Below are 17,221 nucleotides of genomic sequence, written 5' to 3'. Positions count from 1 at the left end.
GGAACGGCGCGCGGAAGGGCGCCGGACCGGACTGCGATGTGGAGCTAAGGAGAATCGAACTCCTGACCTCTTGCATGCCATGCAAGCGCTCTACCAACTGAGCTATAGCCCCCGAATGGGTTCCCCCCGGCGGTTTCCCGCCGCGGCGACGCCTACTCTACACGGCACCGGCCGCCGGATGCCAACTCCGCCGGGACGGCCCGCGGGACGACGGCACGGGCGGACCGGGCAGGTCAGACGCTGGCGAAGGAGTAGAAACGCTTCAGCGCGCAGTGCTCGTCCAGCAGCCGGCTGTAGATCGGCTCGCCCTCCAGCTCCCGGTACACCTGGATCGGGTCACCCTTGATGATCAGGGCCCGCGCGCACTCGGCGCACCAGTACTGGTAGGACTCGTTGACCGGTTCCAGATCGCGCACGATCGGCGTGCCCCTGCCGCACCAGTCGCACTTCCTGCTGTGTGCTCCCAACGCGATCAGCTCCAGCCTTCGTCGTGGGCCATGCACACGTGGAATACCCCTCCACCGTCGCCAGGAGTCACCGGGCGGTTCCGCCTCGGCCGCCGCCCGCTGATTCTGCCACGTCACGGGCCCGCGCATAAGCCAGCGACCCCGCCTCCACCACAAGGGAGACGGGATCGAGATGTGGAGCTAAGGAGAATCGAACTCCTGACCTCTTGCATGCCATGCAAGCGCTCTACCAACTGAGCTATAGCCCCGGACCGCCGCGCCGGAGCGCCGCGAACGATCAGTACCCTACCCGGTGACCGGCCCGGACGGAAATCCGCCCGGCCCGGAGCCCTTCGGGCTGTCAGTCGTCGTCGCCGAGCACCGGCTCGGGCAGGCTGCCGGCGTTGTGCTCGGTCAGCCGCCAGCCCCGCATGCTCTCGCCCAGCACCGACCAGGAACAGTTGGACAGCCCGCCCAGCGCCTCCCAGTGCCGCGGCGGAAGGTCCAGCAGCCGCCCGATGGTGGTGCGGATGGTGCCGCCGTGGCTGACCACCACCAGCGTGCCGTTCGGCGGCAGCTTCTCCACCGCGCGTTCGACCACCGGTGCCGCCCGCTCGGCGACCTCCGTCTCCAGTTCCCCGCCCCCGCGCCGAACCGGCTCGCCACGCCTCCACGCGGCGTACTCCTCGCCGAACCGCTGGACGATCTCGTCGTGCGTCAGCCCCTGCCATACCCCGGCGTACGTCTCGCGCAGCGCGCTGTCGTACTCGGGCTCCAGACCGGTGACGGCCGCCAGCTCGGCCGCCGTCGCCGCCGTCCGCTTCAGGTCGGAGGAGAGAATCGCGTCCGGCCGCAGCCGGGCCAGCAGCCGCGCGGACCGCCGGGCCTGCTCGATCCCGGCCGGGGTCAGTTCGATGTCGGTGCTGCCCTGGAAACGGCGTTCGAGGTTCCAGGCCGTCTGACCGTGCCGCCACAGCACGACCTTGCGGCCCTCTGCCGCCTTCAGTTCAGCTCACCACCCGCGGTGTCGTCCCCCGCCGCCCGCTCGTGGGCCGCGGCCTTGCCCCGGGTGGCCTCGGCGTCCGCGGGCAGCGGCATCACCGGGCAGTCCTTCCACAGCCGCTCCAGCGCGTAGAAGACGCGCTCCTCGGCGTGCTGGACGTGGACCACGATGTCCACGTAGTCCAGCAGGACCCAGCGGCCCTCCCGTTCGCCCTCCCGGCGGACCGGCTTGACGCCCAGGTCCTTGTTCAGCCGCTCCTCCACTGCGTCGACGATCGCCTTGACCTGGCGGTCGTTCGGAGCGGACGCCAGCAGAAAGGCGTCGGTGATCGCGAGGACGTCGCTCACGTCGTACGCGATGATGTCGTGCGCCAGCTTGTCGGCCGCTGCCTGGGCGGCGGCGGCGATCAGCTCCTCGGCGCGTTCCGTGGCGGTCACAGGTGCGGTGTTCTCCCTCGGTTCGGCGGGCGGCCGGCCCCCGGCGGGCGGGCGCGCGTCAGCGTGTACCCGACAGCTGTCCGTTCCAGGATCTCACGGTACGGGCGCCCGCCGCTCCGGCGGTCAGTCGCCGTAGTCGTCCCCCAGCACGATCATCACGTCGGCGTTCTTGGTGCTGTCGCTCTGCGCGACGGCGTCCTCCGGCAGGCCGAGGGTCCGTGCCACCTCCACCGCCGTCTCCCGGTGCGCCTCGTCCGCGTAGATCACCTCGGAGTTCTCCCGGGCGCTCTCCGTCGCCCGCACGTCGACCACCGAGAATCCGCCGTTGACCAGGGCCACCCGGGCCGTCTCGCCCCCGGACCCGTCCTCGCTCGCGTCCCGGACCGCGATGCGGGCCGCCGACCCGGGCTCGGCGTTGCTGACGGTCCCGCCCAGCACGTCCATGACCAGCCCGTCGGCCGTCTCCTCGCTCAGCGTGCCGTCCTGCTCCACCGGCAGCAGCACCGAGGTGTACGAGCCGGACTGGGCCAGCCCGGCGAGCCGCGCCAGGCTCGCGCCGAGCTCCGCCTCGGGCAGTGAGGGGTCGGCTATCTGTGCCAGCGACTCCACCACTCCGGTGGCGCCCTCCTTCGTACCGGGCATCTTGCCCAGAGCGGCCTCCAGAACCTGTCCGAAGCGCTGCAGCTGGACACTCTGCGGCTCGTCGGGGGCCCGGTGGGTCGCGTAGACCACGGCGGACCGGCCGTCCAGCGTGACGCCCTCGCCCTGCTCCACCACCACCTCGCCGTCGGCGTCGGACACCTCGGTGTCGGTGTCCACCGCAATGCCGCCGAGCACGTCGACCAGGATCTCCAGATAGGGGGTGTCCAGCCGCCAGGTGCCCTTGATCTCGGCCCCCAGCAGCCCTCCGACGGCGTCCCGGACGGGCGCTGCGCCCAGCCCGGACACCGCCTGCCCCAGCGTCGTCGTCGCGCTGTCGGGAGAAACCGCCAGTTCGTTGGGCAGCAGCATGGCTGTACCCTCACCGGTCGTCTCGTTGGCGACCAGCAGCACGGTGGAGGTGCCCGGTCCTCTGGTCTCCCGCAGATGGACCACGATCACGTCCCGCTGCTCGGCCACCACGCCCGTCTCCTCCGCCCCGCCCGGCCCGGGCAGGAACGGCAGCCGGTCGGAGTACCACAGATAGCCGGTCGACCCGAGGAGGGCCAGCACCAGCGCGACGACCAGCAGCCGCCGCCGGCTGCGGCCCCGGCGCTTGGCCTCCTCGCGCCGCTCGGTGCGGCTCTCGGTGAACTTCATCCAGTCGATGACGTCCTCGGACTCCTCGTCCTCCTCCTCGATGAAGGAGAACTGCTCGGTCCGGTAGTCGTTTCGCCCGCCGGGGCCGCTCCCGGCGGGCGCGTCCTCGTGCTCGCCGTGGTCGCGGCTGCCACGCCGACCTGGCACCACGGGCCTCGCGGGCTCCTGCTGCGGATGCTGCCGCGGGACCGGGTCCGGCTCGCGGACCGGTGCCTGTCCGCCGGTGTCGTAGGCGTAGCCGTAGTCCTGCTCGCCCGTGTCGTACTCGCGGACCGGTGCCTGCCGGCCGGTGTCGTAGCCGTAGCCGTAGCCGGCCTGCTGAGGTGCCGGGGCCTGCTGTCCCTGGCCGTGGCCCCAGCCGGCCTGCGGGTCACCGGTGCCGTAACCGCTGTGCTGCCCGCCGGGGTGGTACTCATGGACCGGCTGCTGCTGCCCGGCCCAGGTGTCGTAGCCGGTCTGCGTGTCGTAGCCGTATCCCTGCTGCTGCCCCTGCGGGTGGGCGGCGTGACCACCGGGGTCCTGGGGGTAGGCCTGCTGTCCGTAGCCGCCGTCCTGTCCGTAGCCGCTGTCCGGCCCGGCTGCCGGACCGGGCGCCGCGGGCGGGGGGGCGTAGAGGGGCCGGCCGTACTCGTCGTAGCCGTAGATCTGCCCGTAGGGGTCCTGTCGGTCGTTCACCGGTGCCGCCTCTCAGCCCCTTCAGCCCGCCTGGTCCTGCCGCTTCCGGTACAGCTCTCGCTTGTTGATGTAACGCACCACCCCGTCCGGCACCAGATACCAGACCGGGTCGCCCTGGGCCACCCGCGCACGGCAGTCCGTGGAGGAGATCGCCAGCGCGGGCACCTCGACGAGGGAGACGCCGCCGTCCGGCAGCCCGGGGTCCGCGAGGGCGTGCCCCGGCCGGGTGACGCCGACGAAATGGGCGAGCGAGAACAGCTCCGGTGCGTCGCGCCAGCCCAGGATCTGGGCCAGCGCGTCCGCACCGGTGATGAAGAACAGGTCGGCTTGAGGGTGCAGGTCCCGAAGATCCCGCAGCGTGTCGATGGTGTAGGTCTTCCCGCCGCGGTCGATGTCGATCCGGCTGACCGAGAACTGCGGATTGGAGGCGGTCGCGATGACCGTCATCAGATACCGGTCCTCGGCCGGGGAGACGCTCTGGTGGCTCTTCTGCCACGGCTGTCCCGTCGGCACGAAGATCACCTCGTCGAGGTGGAACCGGGCCGCCACCTCGCTGGCGGCGACCAGGTGCCCGTGATGGACGGGATCGAACGTCCCGCCCATCACCCCGAGCCGTTTCCGGCGCGCGGCTATGTGGTCTCCCATACGCAGACCCTAGCTGGTGAAACGGGAAGCGGTCAGCGGTCGCGGTTCAGGCGGGTGGTGATCCACAGCAGCAGGAGGAGCCCGGCCAGCGTGAGGCCGCCGACGAAGTACGGGTTCACGCCCTCGTTCTGGCCCTCGGCGAGCACGGTCAGGACGTCGGGGTTGCTGAGCAGGGACATGCGCGGACCTATCCGGGAAGGGGACGGCTGGACGTAGGCTCATCGTAAGCGGAAGGGCCGGCGGCGCACCGCCACCCCCTGCCGCTCGCGGTGCGGCAGGCTCCCGGGGAGGCCGGTGAGAGGGCCGGCAGACCGGAGAGGCCACGGACTTCGCCACCGGCACCGCCCACGGACGGCGGCCGGGAGCCCGGCGGGAGCGGCTGAGGACTGCCCTCAGCTCCGGCCCTCGCCGCCCCCCTCTCCTGCGGACGGGAGCCCTCCGGTGGCGAGCGAGCCGCACAGCGGCACGCCGCCCGGCTCGGGGTCGAACAGGTCGGTCTCGCCCGGCCCGGACCGGGAGGCACTCTCCCCGGCCAGCAGCGGGTCCAGGCTGTGCGCCGGGTCGGCGTCGCAGCTCATCGGGCCGGCCAGCACGTCGGTGTCGCGCAGCGTGACGCGGCGGTCGCGGAGGTCCTCCTCGGAGAAGTTCATCCGCAGCTGCCGCCGCACGGTGAAGAGCGCCGCCGGCCCGTCGGCGGGCCCGGGCGGCCGCACGGTGTAGGCGACGACGTGCTCGGCGGTCACCGCCAGCACGGCCGGGGTGCTCTCCTCGAACGTGAAACCACCGTCCGCGCGGATCTGCGGATCGGCCAGCACCACCCTGGACGGATCGAAGCGCAGGAACCAGCCGGTCACCGGGCGTTCGGCCTCGGGCGCGGTCAGGGTGTCCTCGAAGTGCTGCTGCTGCCCGAAGGCGAGCAGGTCGCGCACCTGGTGGACGGTCGCCCCGCTGACCACCTCGGGGGTCAGCGCGCTGGCGACCACGTAGTCCTTGGCCACCGTCAGCGCGGTGAGCACCTGCTCCCGGGTGAAGTTCTCGGTGCTGTGCGGGCTGGGGAGGCGCAGCCCGGCCGCGCCGATGCCGTACTCGGCGGCCGGACTGTCCGCGTACAGCTGCGCGGGATCGCCGCCGGGGACGTCCCCGGCCGGGGCCAGCGGCACGACCCGGGTGTGCGGGGGCTCCGCCGCGGCGGTCGCGTTCCCGCCGTAGGTGGCGTTGCTGCCCAGGTAGATGGCGGCGGCGAAGGCCAGCAGGACGACCAGCGCGAGAGCCAGGCCCTGCCGGGAGAGCCCTTTGGCCAGGCGCGGGTCCGCCACCGAGACCTCGGGGCGGCTGCGCACCGGCGAGGTGCGGTCCGTCAGGCGTTCCTCGGCGGAGAACTCCTCCAGCCGGGCAGCCCGTATGAACGACTCGTCGAAGACGGTCGATCGGTACTCCTCGTCCCCGCCGCCCGGAACACCCCCGGGTGGTGTCCCGTCGGGGGGGTCTGTGTGCCCGGCCACAGACCAAGCCTAAGCCGAGGAGCCGCACACCGACAGTCGGAGGCGACCGGCATCCGGCCGGTGCCCGCCCGGTGTGTCTTCTACGTTCCGCCCGCGAAGGGCTGGGCGCCGGGCACGAACGGCTGCGGGCCGACGGCCGGCGGCGGGGCGGGGGCGGTGCGCTGGGCGGAGCCTGCGCGCTGGATGGCTATGAGCGCGAAGGCGATCACGGAAATGCCCATGACCACCGCGAGCATGCAGGCCACCGGGCGCTGCCAGCGCACCGGCCGCCAGGCGGGCGGCACCCCCGGCCGCGGCGACGGGGCGTACCCGGACGGGCTCCGGAAGCCGGTGTCCTCGTCGCCCGGGTGGGGTGTGCGGTCCGGGTGGCCGGACGCGTCCTCGTCGTCCTCCGTGTGGGAGCCCCGGCCCGAAGGCTCCTCGAAGCCCCCGGGGTCGAGGTCGGGTTGCCGGTGGAAGCCGTGCTCCTCGGCCGGGGCGTCGGTCTCGGCACGCTCCAGCGCCGCGTACAGGATCCGCTCGGCCGCGGTCGGCTCGTGGATCTCGGCCGCGTCGACGAATCGCTCGTCCAGCACCAGGGAGGCGAACGCTTCGTCCGCCGTCTGGTGGTCTCGGCTGTCGGGCCCGTCACCGTCCGGAAACGGCTGGCCCCCCAGGTCGTCCGGCACGCTCCCCAGGGTAGGCCGAACCGGACCGTACGGGGAAGGCTTGGCCGGCCTCACTCGCGGATGTGACCGTCCCCCGTCACGATGTACGTGGTGGAGGTCAGCTCGGGCAGGCCCATCGGCCCCCGGGCGTGCAGCTTCTGGGTGGAGATCCCGATCTCCGCGCCGTAGCCGAACTGGCTGCCGTCGGTGAACCGGGTGGAGGCGTTGACCATGACGGCGGTGGAGTCCATCAGCGACACGAAGCGCCGGGCCGCCGCGGTGTCACGGGTGACGATCGCCTCGGTGTGCCCGGAGGTCCAGCGCCGGATGTGCGCGGCGGCCTCGTCCAGGCCGGGCACCACGGCGGCGGCGATGTCGTAGCTCAGGTACTCGGTGGCCCAGTCCTCGTCGGTGGCCGGGGCCACCTCCACCCCGGCCGAGCTGCCGGCCTTCTGCCACGCCTCGTCGCCGTGGACCTTCACACCGGCCTCGGTCAGGGCCGCCAGGGCGCGCGGCAGGAACCGGTCGGCGATCCCCGCGTGCACCAGGACGGTCTCGGCGGCGTTGCAGACGCTGGGCCGTTGCGCCTTGGAGTTGACCAGGATGTCCACCGCCATGCCGAGGTCGGCCGACTCGTCGATGTAGACGTGGCAGTTGCCGGTGCCGGTCTCGATGACGGGCACGGTGGACTGCTCCACCACCGTCTTGATCAGGGAAGCACCGCCGCGCGGGATGAGGACGTCCACCAGGCCACGGGCGCCCATCAGCTCGTGGACCGACTCCCGGCTCTCCCCCGGCACCAGCTGGACGGCGTCCGCGGGCAGGCCGGCCGCGACCACCGCGTCGCGCAGCACGGCCACCAGCGCCGTGTTGGAGGCGTAGGCGGAGGAGGAGCCGCGCAGCAGCACGGCGTTGCCCGCCTTCAGACAGAGCGAGGCGGCGTCCACGGTGACGTTGGGCCGGGCCTCGTAGATGATGCCGACCACGCCGAGCGGCACCCGGACCTGGCGGAGCTCCAGGCCGTTGGGCAGCGTCGAGCCGCGGACGACCTCGCCCACCGGGTCGGGCAGCGCCACGACGTCCCGGACGTCGGCGGCGATGGCCGACACGCGCTGCTCGGTGAGGGTGAGCCGGTCGACGATGGCGTCGGGGGTGCCGGCCTGCCGGGCCCGGGCGATGTCCTGGGCGTTGGCCTCGACGATCTCGGCGGAGCGGGCCTCCAGAGCGTCGGCGATGGCCTCCAGCGCCGCGTCCCGTGCCGTGCGCGGCAGCGGGGCGAGGGCGGCGGCGGCTTCGCGGGCACGGCGAGCGGTGGTGATCACGGCGGATTCGGATGCGCTGCGGCTCATGTCCGGCAAGCCTAGCCGTCCGCGCGCCGCCGGGCCCGCGGCGTCCGGACTGCGGGCACCCGCGGGCCGCCCTGCCGGGCTCCGGCCGCCGGCGCGCCGGCGATCAGAACGGGTGGACGCCCACGGGCACGGCCGGCGGCGGACCCCAGCCCTCGGCGACGCGCTGGTGGTAGGCCTCCCGGCCGATGACCTCCAGGCCGACGATCTCCCACGGCGGGAGCTGCGCGGTGCGCCGGTGCTCGCCCCACAGCCGCAGCGCCACCGCGGCGGCGTCGTGCAGGTCGCGGGCCTCCTCCCAGTAGCGGATCTCGGCGTGGTCGCCCGCGTAGCGGCCGGTGAGCAGGAAGGGGTGGTCGTGCGCCAGCCGCTCCAGGGCTCGCCGCACGTCGGTGCGCGGCCTCTCGTCGCCCGCGACGCTGAGTGTGACGTGCCACAGCCGCGGCGTGGGCCGGCCGCAGGTCTCGCGCTGCTGCGCCGGCCGGGCGCGCCGGTTCTCCTCGACGCTGGCCAGTCGTCTCACCGGCAGCCTCCTGACTCGGGCGGTCTCGTTGCGCTGAATGCCCGCGGCCGCCTCGCCGGCCACGGGCCGCGCATCAAAGTGGACCAGTTCGTGCCCGTCCGCGCAGGGTTTTTCGGGGAACCTTCCGTTGAAAGACTGGACTTCTGCCGGATCGGGAACCGCCCGCACCGCACCGGCGTGAGTGAGGACCGCCCCGGCTCAGCCGCGCAGCAGCACGAGGTCGTCCCGGTGTACGACCTCGCGCTCGTAGGCGGGCCCGAGTTCACGGGCCAGCTCACGGGTCGAGCGGCCGATGAGACGGGGGATCTCCCGGGCGTCGAAGTTGACCAGCCCCCGCGCCACGGGACGGCCCGATTCGGCCCGCAGTTCGATCGGCTCCCCCGCGGTGAAGTCGCCCTCGACCGCGGTGATCCCCGCGGGCAGCAGCGAACCGCCCCGCTCGGTGACGGCGCGCACGGCGCCCTCGTCCAGGATGACGGCCCCGCGCGGGGCGGAGGCGTGCGCCAGCCACAGCAGGCGCCCGGCGGAGCGCCGCCCGGTGGGGTGGAAGTGGGTGCCGGTGGGCAGGCCGGCCAGGGCGTCGGCCGCCCGGCCGGCGGAGGTCAGCACCACCGGGATGCCGGCCTCGGTGGCGATCCTGGCGGCCTCCACCTTGGTGACCATGCCGCCGGTGCCCACCCCGGCGCGCCCGGCGTTGCCCAGCCGGATGCCGTCCAGGTCGCCCGGGCCGCGCACGGTCTCCACGCGGCTGGCCCCGGGGCGGCGCGGGTCCCCGTCGTAGAGGCCGTCCACGTCGGAGAGCAGCACCAGCAGGTCCGCCCGTACCAGGTGGGCGACGAGGGCGGCCAGCCGGTCGTTGTCGCCGAACCGGATCTCGTCCGTGGCGACGGTGTCGTTCTCGTTGACCACCGGGACGGTGCCCATGGCCAGCAGCTGGTCCAGCGTGCGGTAGGCGTTGCGGTAGTGCGCGCGGCGGCTGACGTCGTCGAAGGTGAGCAGGATCTGGCCGACCCTCCGGCCGTAGCGGGCGAAGGACGCGGTGTAGCGGGCGAGCAGCAGTCCCTGGCCGACGCTGGCCGCGGCCTGCTGCCGGGCGAGGTCGGAGGGGCGGCGGGGCAGGCCCAGCGGGGCGAGCCCGGCGGCGATGGCCCCGGAGGAGACCAGCACGATCTGCTTGCCCTCCCCGGCGCCCCCCGGCTCGGCGCCGCCCGGCCCGGACGGCTGCCCGCCCAGGTGCCGGACCAGGACGTCGACGAGCGCGTCCACCCGGTCGGCGTCCAGCCCGCCCGACGCCGTGGTCAGCGAGGACGAGCCGATCTTGACGACGATCCTGCGGGCGTCCGTGACGTCCTGCCGTGCCGCTGTCACCTTGGTACCTCTGTGCTCCGTCGTGTCACCCGGCCACCCACCGACCGCACCGGGACCGTGCCGTAATCTACGGCACCGCGCGGCCCCGCCGCCCCCGCCCGGCCTGCGCGGACGGCCGGGTGTGGTGTTCGCCACGGAATCGTGCCGGGACCAAACGGACGCGGCGATTGCTCAGCTTTGGCCTCCGCCATACGCTCTGTGAGGGACGGGCCGGTCCCGCGTCTGCGTGAGCCGTTCCCCCCACCCGCTCGTTTCTCCCCCGGAGCTCCCCTCGTGCCCTCTGCCGGACCGATGCCCCGCCGCGGACTGCAGCACTTCGCCCTCGCAGTTCTGCTGGCCTCCTTCGCCGTGCTCGTCATCGGCGTCAAAGTGCCCCATGTCACGCTCGTGATCGCCGCCGCTGCCGCCGGCCTCACGGTGGACCTGGCGCTGCGGCAGTGGCTGCCCGCCGTGCCGGCCGCACTGGCCCGCGTCCACTGCGCCGAGACCGTCCGGCAGCTGCTGCGCGACCTCCTCGTCCTGGCGATGCTCGTGCAGCTGCCGGGGCTGGAGACCTCCGACCGGCTGCTGCTGGCGACCGGACTGCTCGCCGGCTACGCCCTGCACTTCGTCACCCGCGGCCTGTCCATCGTCGTGCGCCGCTCCCGCACGCTGCCGGTCCTCACCCGCAACATCGACACCTCGGGGCTCCGGCTGTCCCCGGCACCGCCCCGGCTGCTGGCCCGGCAGTCCGGCCACCGGCTGCTGCTGTTCTCCGTGCCCGCGACCGCCGGACTGCTGGCGACCGTCGCCACCGAGCAGGTGATCTGGGGGCTGCTCGGCACCGGCACCACCGTCCTCCTCGCGCTGGCCGGCGCCGTCCACCTGGCCACCTGGCTGCTGCCCGGGAAGCGCCCGCCGAGCGAGCGGCAGGTGCTGGCCTGGCTGGACGCCTGGCTGGACGGCTACCGGCCGGACGTCGCCCTGTACTTCTCCGGCGGCAACGCGACCGCCTACCAGGCGAACATGTGGCTGACCACGCTGGCCGCCCTCGACGGCAAGCCGCTGATCGTCCTCCGCGAGCGCTGCATGGTGCAGCTCATCGCCGCCACCGACGTGCCGATGGTGTGCATCCCGAAGGTCGCCCATCTGATGCACCTGGAGCACTCCACGCTCAAGATGATGCTGCACCCGGCGAACGCCCCGAAGACCACCCAGGTGCTGCGCATCCCCTCCATCAAGCACGCCTTCACCAACCACGGCGAGAGCGACAAGCTCTCCAGCTGCAACCCCTACGCCAAGGTCTACGACGAGGTGTGGGTGGCCGGCCCGGCGGCCCGCGAGCGCTACGCGCTGGCCGACGTCGGCGTCGACGACCGGGATGTCGTCGAGGTCGGCCGCCCGCAGCTCGCCCCCGTGCGGCCGGCCGACGGGCGCCCGCCGGCCGACGGCCCGGTCACCGTGCTCTACGCCCCCACCTGGGAGGGCTGGACCAAGGACCCGGGCAACACCTCGGTCATCCTGGCCGGGGAGAACATCGTCTCGGCCCTGCTGGCCGACGAGCGCGTCCGTCTCCTGTACAAGCCGCACCCGATGACCGGCTCCGTCGACGCCCGGGCCGGCGCGGCCGACGCCCGCATCCGGGCGCTGATCGCCGAGGCCAACGCCGCGCGCGCCCCGCGCCACGACCCCGCCGCCCGGGAGGAACTGGCCCGGCGCACCGCCGAGCTGGACAGCCTCACCGCCACCGCCTTCCGGGCCGACGCCGACGACCTGGAACGGATGATGCTCCAGGGCGCCCCAGAGCCGGGCCGCGCCGCGCGCGTCGAGGCCGCCACCGCCGCCTGGGAAACGGCCTTCTGGGCCTCCCACGCCCCGGGCGAGCACCTGGTCCTGGACGGCCCGCGGCCTGCCATCTACGCCTGCTTCAACCAGGCCGACCTGCTGGTCACCGACGTCTCCAGCGTCGTCTCCGACTTCCTGGCCAGCTCCAAGCCGTACGCCGTGGTCAACACCAGCGGCATGACGGATGCGGAGTTCCGGGCGGTCAACCCCACTGTGCGCGCCGCCACCGTCCTCGGCCGGGACGCCGACGGGATCCCCGCCCTGCTGGCCACCGTCCGAGACCCGGCGCTCGACACGCTGGCCGCGGACCGCGCCGCGCTCAAGGAGCACCTGCTGGGCCCGTCCGACCCGCCCTCCCTGGAGCGCTTCAGGGCAGCCACTGCCGCCCTGTGCGACAAGTCCGACGCCCGGCGCCGCCGGCAGGCCGGCGACGGCCCGAAGATCCCCGCCCAGCGCACCGCCGGCGCCGGCGCGGCAGCCGCCACCCCCGGCACCCCCTCCTGACCCCGCTCCCCGTCTCCCGCCGTCCGGCCCGTGGCGCACGGCGTCCGCGGGACCGGGCCCTCTTCCGCCGGCCGGGCCGCGACCACGGGGCCCGGTCACACGGGCACCGTCCGGTGACGAGCGGGTGTGCGCACATGGGCCCCGCACCGGCACCGGTGCGGGGCCCGCCGGGCGTTGCGCCCGTGAAGTCCGGCGTCAGGCCGCCTCGTCCATGCGCGTGCGCAGCTCCCCGGGGAGTTCCAGACCGGCCGCGGCCAGACACTCGTCGAGCTGCGCCACCGAACTGACCCCGATGACCGGGACCACCTGTGGACTGCCCCCCGGGCAGCGTTGCCGCGATCGGCCGGCCAGCGGCCCAGGACGGTCTTGCTCTCCCCGCCGCGGCCCTCGGGCACCCGGAACGAACAGCAGTTGGCGGGTCGATGGTCCCACCGGCTTCGACGAACCCGGCCAGAATGCCGAACGCGGTCTGTTCGTCCACCGTCATACCGACGGACATGGCGCCCGGACAGAGCCGGCTCACCGGTAATCCGTTGCTGTGAGGGTGCGCTGTATCGCCTCTCCAAGCTCCCAAGGGCACAGTCGCCGACCACCGTGAACGGACTCACGGCATGACACAGAAACGGGCCCGGTCCGGCACCGCGCCGAGGCGGCAGCGCTCAGCAGTGCCGGTCCAGCCAGCCGGACACCGACTCGGTGAGCAGCGCCAGCGCCTCGTCCTGACCGGTGTCCGCCTTCTTCGGCACCGCGAAGCCGTGGTCCCCGCCGGGAACCTCGGCCACTTCGGTGCCGGCCGGGAACTCCGCGGGCCGCCCGAACGGATCCCGGGCGCCCTGCACCACCAGCACCGGCACCTTGACCCCCTCCAGTTCCCCGGCCCGGGACTTGTCCGGCTTCCCCGGCGGGTGCAGCGGGAACGCCAGCGCCAGCACCGCGCGGGCGCCGAGCTCCCCCGCGGTGCGGCAGGCCACCCGCGCCCCCGCGCTGCGCCCGCCCGACACCACCGGCACGCCCTCCGCCTCCAGCACCGGCCACACCTCGCGCCAGGCCGCGTCCAGCGTCTTCGGCGCGGGTGCCACCTTTCTGCCCGCGACCCGCCACGGCTGCTCCACCAGCGCCACCGTGATACCCCGCCCCGGCAGGGCGGCGGCCAGCGCCACCAGATCACGCGCCTCGATACCGCCCCCGGCGCCGTGCCCCAGCGCCAGCACCGCACGCGCCGTCTTCTCCGCCCGGTGCCACGTCACCCGCGCCGGCCCCGACGCCGTCTCCACCATCTCGCTCATCCGCCCAGCCTCCCCCGGATCCGCTCCCGGCACCACGACTGACATCCCGGGCATGCGCGCGGACCGCTGTCGCGGCGCCCCGGAACCCATGGGGCGGCTCAGGGGAATAGCCCACCCCGGCGGAAAGGGATCCGCCGGACGTGTCGAGAAACCGCGACCGGCTCCGTCCCCCGGATGCACGCGACCACAATGAGTCGCACCAGCACCGAGGAGAAGACGATGGCGAAGTACCTGCTGCTCAAGCACTACCGCGGAGCTCCGGCTGCCGTCAACGACGTGCCCATGGACCAGTGGACCCCCGAGGAGGTCTCGGCGCACGTGCGGTACATGAACGACTTCGCCGCCCGGCTGGAGGAGACCGGCGAATACGTCGACGGACAGGCCCTCGCCCCGGAGGGAACCTTCGTCCGCTACGACGGCGAGGGACGCCCGCCGGTCACCGACGGCCCGTTCGCCGAGACCAAGGACCTCATCGCCGGGTGGATGGTGATCGACGTCGACAGCTACGAGCGCGCCCTCGAACTGGCCGGAGAGCTGTCGGCCGCCCCCGGGGCGGGCGGGGAACCGATCCACGAGTGGCTGGAGGTCCGCCCCTTCCTGACGGCCCCGCCCACCGTCACGGAATGACCCCTGACGTGGACGAGGCCCGGCTCCGGAGCCTCACCCCGGGCGTGCTCGCCATCCTCGTCCGCCGCGGAGCCGACTTTGCGGCGGCCGAGGACGCCCTGCAGGAGGCGCTGGTGGAGGCGGTCCGCCTCGGGCGGGCCGCCGCCTCCCCCTCCCCGGGCTCCACCGGCGGCGGTTCCGCCGTGCGGGACTGGAAGGGCTGGCTGGTCACCGTGGCCTGGCGCAAGTACCTCGACGCGACCCGAGCGGACGCCGCCCGCCGCCGGCGCGAGACCCTGGTCGACAAGGAGCCGACGCCCGGTCCCGCGCCCGCGGCGGACGACACGCTCCGGCTCTACTTCCTGTGCGCCCACCCGTCGCTGACCCCGTCGTCCGCCGTCGCGCTCACGCTGCGCGCCGTCGGCGGGCTGACCACCCGCCAGATCGCCCGGGCCTACCTGGTGCCCGAGGCGACCATGGCGCAGCGCATCAGCCGGGCCAAACGCACCGTCTCCAAGGTCCGGTTCGACCGGCCCGGCGATGTCGCCACGGTGCTGCGCGTCCTCTACCTCGTCTTCAACGAGGGCTACTCCGGCGATGTCGACCTGGCCGCCGAGGCCATCCGGCTCACCCGGCAGCTCGCGACGGCCATCGACCACCCCGAAGTGGCGGGGCTGCTCGCCCTCATGCTGCTCCACCACGCCCGACGCGCCGCCCGGACCGCGCCCGACGGCAGCCTGGTGCCGCTGGCCGAACAGGACCGCGGCCGGTGGGACACGGAGTCGATCGCCGAGGGCATCGGCATCCTGCAGGCGGCCCTCGCCCGTGACCTGCTCGGCGAGTTCCAGGCGCAGGCCGCCATCGCGGCCCTCCACGCCGACGCGCCCACAGCCGAGGAGACGGACTGGGTGCAGATCACCGAGTGGTACGACGAACTCGTGCGCCTGACCGACAGCCCGGTCGTCCGGCTCAACCGCGCGGTGGCGGTCGGCGAGGCCGACGGCCCGCGCGCCGGCCTCGCGGCGCTCGCGGCCCTGGAGCACGACTCCTCGACCTCCCCGAGCGGGGCACGCCCCGTCCCCCGCCACACCGCGGTGGCCGCCTACCTCCACGAGCGCGACGGCGACCTGCCGAAGGCGGCCCGGCTGTACGCCGAGGCGGCCCGGCAGGCCCCCACCCTCGCCGAACGCAACCACCTGACCCGCCAGGCCGCCCGGCTCAACACCCACCTGCGTAGATGACTTTCCGCGCTCCGAGTCGCCCGGCACGGGCAGTTGCTGTCCGGCCGCGAGCACGGGCGCGGTTGACGCCGCCAGGCGGGGACCAGCGGTTGATCGGCGACGGGCCTCTTCCAACGCCCCGTTACCCTCTTCGTGGCCCCGCATGGAGTTCCTGACCTCCGGGCGCTCCGGACAAGGGGGCAGCAACGGCTCCACCAAGACCACAGTTCATCCGACACAATCCACGGCTTGGCACTCACACACCACCGAGCGCGGCAACCCATCGATTGGTCACGCCCACCAGCCCGCCATCACAAGACGTGTTACGAGCTCTCAGCAATCAATCAGCGACCGCGCAACTTCGTCCCCTTCTTCCGTATTCGCGATCCAGGCGCGGCTGCCCAGCTTAGGTTCCCAGGAAAGGCGTTCCAGATCATCGAGCACCAGCTGGACAACTTCGTCGACCTCCCCCCTCCACGGCACAAATCCCTCTACAGCAAGCTCACCAATCTGAATCAGGCCGTCTTCCAACAAGAAGCGCAAAAGCTCGACAAAGCACCCCCTCCACGGGTGCCCCTTCCTCCCTTCGCGCGCTGCCCAGATGAGCTGGTCGATTGGGACCCAATCGTCCAGCCCTTCGATCAGCACGTCAGCGAAAATGCGTCTGTCGATCACGGCAAGTGAATTTTCATTGGTTTTCCACCGCTACCAGGCTGGATATCCACCGTCGCACCACCAGAAGCAGATGCCGTTCTCCATTGGATCACAGTGCCGTCTCCGAGTCGATACACCTCGGGGATCTTTGGTCCCCGCGCTGGAAGTCGCTCAGCACCAGCAGTCCAGCGCTCGAATGCGTTGCGCATGGTCTTCTCATCAGGCATCTCCCGAACGTGCCCCTGTCTCCCTTTCGGCAGTTTGTCGAACTCAGATTTCCATACACCACACGATCCGTTGCTGTTGTGCACCAGGACTGGCGTGGCACCCGCCAGCACATAATACGTGTGGAGGTCTGCGATGGTGAGGTTGTGGACGGTGAGTTGGAGGGTGTGGTGCTCGACTGCGGTGATCTGAGTGAGGGTTCCGGTGCCGGTGGCGAGCCATGTGCCGGGGGTGAGGTCGCCGGCGTCGGTCCACTGTTCCAGGTCGGGTACCCAGAAGGGGTGGCCGTCGGTGGCCACGATATCGACGGTGTCACTGCTCTCGTTGGCGACCACCGAGATACTGACCAGATTCTTAAGACCGTGGCCTGTGATCTCGGCGGTGACGGCTTGGGCTGACGTCTCTCCTGTTTCCGGGTCGGTGGCCAGGACTTTGTCAACCGATCTCGACTTCCTCGATCGGCTTGGCCGTACCGTCAGCCATCAGGACGCGTGTGCCTGGCGCAAAGCTGTTACAGTCGATATTTCTGAACTTATTGAAAAACTTGCCGGCGCGAGCAGGCTTGAGTGCCGGCACAAAGTCAGTACCAGCCCAAACACAGTCACTCAGGTTCGGTTCGTCTCCGAGACACCCCTTCCATTCGTCAAGGCTGACGAATAGGGACACGAGCGCCTTGGCGATGTCCCTGCCGCTGACGGTCGGGTCCTGAGGCCCCCACATGCTCGGGGGATACTTTCCAGTTGTCCGATACTTGATGCAGTATGCACTGTTACTCCCCACGCACACACTGTCATCACTGACCGGTCCGTTGGTGCGGGTGGACGCGTTCCTGCTCGTGTAGCTGGTTCTGGTGGCGGTGGAGGAACGCTTGACCGACTGTGATTTCTTGTACAGCTTGGTGGCGGTCTTGGCGATCTTCTTCATGCTGTTCAGGAACTTCGTGGGGTTCCTGAAGAAGAGACCGGTGGGGTCGCTGTAGGTGAGGGGGTTGTTGTTGGCGTAGGTGTAGCC

Annotated in this window: 18 protein-coding genes and 2 tRNA genes; 3 read left to right on the top strand and 17 right to left on the bottom strand. The window is 72.4% G+C overall.

Annotation, left to right across the window (positions count from 1 at the left end; translation table 11 throughout):
• Positions 1 to 39: 39 nt before the first annotated feature.
• From ABD299_RS18650 to proB, 13 genes are all read right to left on the bottom strand, one after another.
• A tRNA-Ala gene (locus ABD299_RS18650) sits at positions 40 to 112 on the bottom strand.
• A 121-nt stretch (positions 113 to 233) separates the two neighbouring features.
• Positions 234 to 467 carry a hypothetical protein gene (locus ABD299_RS18645; protein ID WP_344263844.1) on the bottom strand — a complete coding sequence of 78 codons (234 nt, stop codon included), beginning with the start codon at positions 465 to 467 and terminating at the stop codon, positions 234 to 236.
• Positions 468 to 642: 175 nt separating this feature from the next.
• Positions 643 to 715, bottom strand: a tRNA-Ala gene (locus ABD299_RS18640).
• Between the two features lie 92 nt (positions 716 to 807).
• Complete coding sequence (locus tag ABD299_RS18635) at positions 808 to 1,452, bottom strand: histidine phosphatase family protein (protein ID WP_344263931.1); 645 nt, start codon at positions 1,450 to 1,452, stop codon at positions 808 to 810.
• On the bottom strand, positions 1,449 to 1,886 hold the full coding sequence (gene rsfS / locus ABD299_RS18630) for a ribosome silencing factor (RefSeq protein WP_344263843.1): 438 nt from the start codon (positions 1,884 to 1,886) through the stop codon (positions 1,449 to 1,451). Before rsfS ends, ABD299_RS18635 begins: the two co-directional genes overlap by 4 nt.
• A 123-nt stretch (positions 1,887 to 2,009) precedes the next feature.
• A complete protein-coding gene (locus ABD299_RS18625) occupies positions 2,010 to 3,860 on the bottom strand; it encodes an LCP family protein (RefSeq protein ID WP_344263841.1) in 1,851 nt (616 codons plus the stop codon).
• 21 nt (positions 3,861 to 3,881) lie between these two features.
• Entirely contained in the window at positions 3,882 to 4,505 is a 624-nt protein-coding gene (gene nadD / locus ABD299_RS18620; RefSeq protein ID WP_344263839.1) for a nicotinate-nucleotide adenylyltransferase, read from the bottom strand.
• Positions 4,506 to 4,537: 32 nt separating this feature from the next.
• Positions 4,538 to 4,684 (bottom strand): hypothetical protein, encoded by a 147-nt coding sequence (locus ABD299_RS18615; RefSeq protein WP_344263837.1) that lies wholly within the window; start codon positions 4,682 to 4,684, stop codon positions 4,538 to 4,540.
• 213 nt (positions 4,685 to 4,897) lie between these two features.
• Positions 4,898 to 6,007: an SCO2583 family membrane protein gene (locus tag ABD299_RS18610; RefSeq protein WP_344263835.1), complete on the bottom strand. Its 1,110-nt coding sequence runs from the start codon at positions 6,005 to 6,007 to the stop codon at positions 4,898 to 4,900.
• Between the two features lie 80 nt (positions 6,008 to 6,087).
• Complete coding sequence (locus tag ABD299_RS18605; protein ID WP_344263833.1) at positions 6,088 to 6,675, bottom strand: SCO2584 family spore wall biosynthesis protein; 588 nt, start codon at positions 6,673 to 6,675, stop codon at positions 6,088 to 6,090.
• A 50-nt stretch (positions 6,676 to 6,725) separates the two neighbouring features.
• Positions 6,726 to 8,003 (bottom strand): glutamate-5-semialdehyde dehydrogenase, encoded by a 1,278-nt coding sequence (locus ABD299_RS18600; protein ID WP_344263831.1) that lies wholly within the window; start codon positions 8,001 to 8,003, stop codon positions 6,726 to 6,728.
• Positions 8,004 to 8,106: 103 nt separating this feature from the next.
• The gene (locus ABD299_RS18595) at positions 8,107 to 8,523 is read right to left on the bottom strand and encodes a hypothetical protein (protein WP_425581367.1); all 417 of its coding nucleotides are present in this window, start codon (positions 8,521 to 8,523) and stop codon (positions 8,107 to 8,109) included.
• 198 nt (positions 8,524 to 8,721) lie between these two features.
• The gene (proB, locus tag ABD299_RS18590) at positions 8,722 to 9,891 is read right to left on the bottom strand and encodes a glutamate 5-kinase (protein WP_344263829.1); all 1,170 of its coding nucleotides are present in this window, start codon (positions 9,889 to 9,891) and stop codon (positions 8,722 to 8,724) included.
• A gap of 273 nt (positions 9,892 to 10,164) precedes the next feature.
• On the opposite strand from proB, the gene ABD299_RS18585 reads away from it, so the two are divergent.
• Positions 10,165 to 12,219 (top strand): hypothetical protein, encoded by a 2,055-nt coding sequence (locus ABD299_RS18585; RefSeq protein WP_344263827.1) that lies wholly within the window; start codon positions 10,165 to 10,167, stop codon positions 12,217 to 12,219.
• 659 nt (positions 12,220 to 12,878) lie between these two features.
• Here ABD299_RS18585 and ABD299_RS18580 read toward each other — a convergent pair.
• The gene (locus ABD299_RS18580; protein ID WP_344263825.1) at positions 12,879 to 13,505 is read right to left on the bottom strand and encodes an alpha/beta hydrolase family protein; all 627 of its coding nucleotides are present in this window, start codon (positions 13,503 to 13,505) and stop codon (positions 12,879 to 12,881) included.
• Positions 13,506 to 13,724: 219 nt separating this feature from the next.
• Here ABD299_RS18580 and ABD299_RS18575 point away from each other — a divergent pair, with 219 nt between their 5' ends.
• On the top strand, positions 13,725 to 14,132 hold the full coding sequence (locus ABD299_RS18575; RefSeq protein WP_344263928.1) for a YciI family protein: 408 nt from the start codon (positions 13,725 to 13,727) through the stop codon (positions 14,130 to 14,132).
• Between the two features lie 8 nt (positions 14,133 to 14,140).
• Positions 14,141 to 15,352 carry an RNA polymerase sigma factor gene (locus tag ABD299_RS18570; protein WP_344263926.1) on the top strand — a complete coding sequence of 404 codons (1,212 nt, stop codon included), beginning with the start codon at positions 14,141 to 14,143 and terminating at the stop codon, positions 15,350 to 15,352.
• 312 nt (positions 15,353 to 15,664) lie between these two features.
• Here the strand turns inward: ABD299_RS18570 and ABD299_RS18565 are convergent, their stop codons facing one another.
• From ABD299_RS18565 to ABD299_RS18555, 3 genes are all read right to left on the bottom strand, one after another.
• Positions 15,665 to 16,006, bottom strand: a complete 342-nt coding sequence (locus ABD299_RS18565; RefSeq protein WP_344263823.1) for a hypothetical protein — start codon at positions 16,004 to 16,006, stop codon at positions 15,665 to 15,667.
• A complete protein-coding gene (locus tag ABD299_RS18560; protein ID WP_344263924.1) occupies positions 16,003 to 16,638 on the bottom strand; it encodes a polymorphic toxin-type HINT domain-containing protein in 636 nt (211 codons plus the stop codon). Before ABD299_RS18560 ends, ABD299_RS18565 begins: the two co-directional genes overlap by 4 nt.
• 7 nt (positions 16,639 to 16,645) lie before the next feature.
• A partial coding sequence (locus tag ABD299_RS18555) for an RHS repeat-associated core domain-containing protein (protein WP_344263821.1) occupies positions 16,646 to 17,221 on the bottom strand: 576 nt, incomplete at its 5' end.

This window comes from Streptomyces sodiiphilus (genome assembly GCF_039529215.1).
Classification (GTDB): Bacteria; Actinomycetota; Actinomycetes; order Streptomycetales; family Streptomycetaceae; genus Streptomyces; species Streptomyces sodiiphilus.
Note: the sequence above shows the minus strand (reverse complement) of the source record. Positions and strands in the feature narration are given on the sequence as shown.

Coding starts and splice junctions, on each gene's coding strand:
- nadD (WP_344263839.1), bottom strand. CDS start 4,505: ATGGGAGACCACATAGCCGCGCGCCGGAAACGGCTCGGGGTGATGGGC.
- ABD299_RS18615 (WP_344263837.1), bottom strand. CDS start 4,684: ATGTCCCTGCTCAGCAACCCCGACGTCCTGACCGTGCTCGCCGAGGGC.
- ABD299_RS18600 (WP_344263831.1), bottom strand. CDS start 8,003: ATGAGCCGCAGCGCATCCGAATCCGCCGTGATCACCACCGCTCGCCGT.
- ABD299_RS18580 (WP_344263825.1), bottom strand. CDS start 13,505: ATGAGCGAGATGGTGGAGACGGCGTCGGGGCCGGCGCGGGTGACGTGG.
- ABD299_RS18575 (WP_344263928.1), top strand. CDS start 13,725: ATGGCGAAGTACCTGCTGCTCAAGCACTACCGCGGAGCTCCGGCTGCC.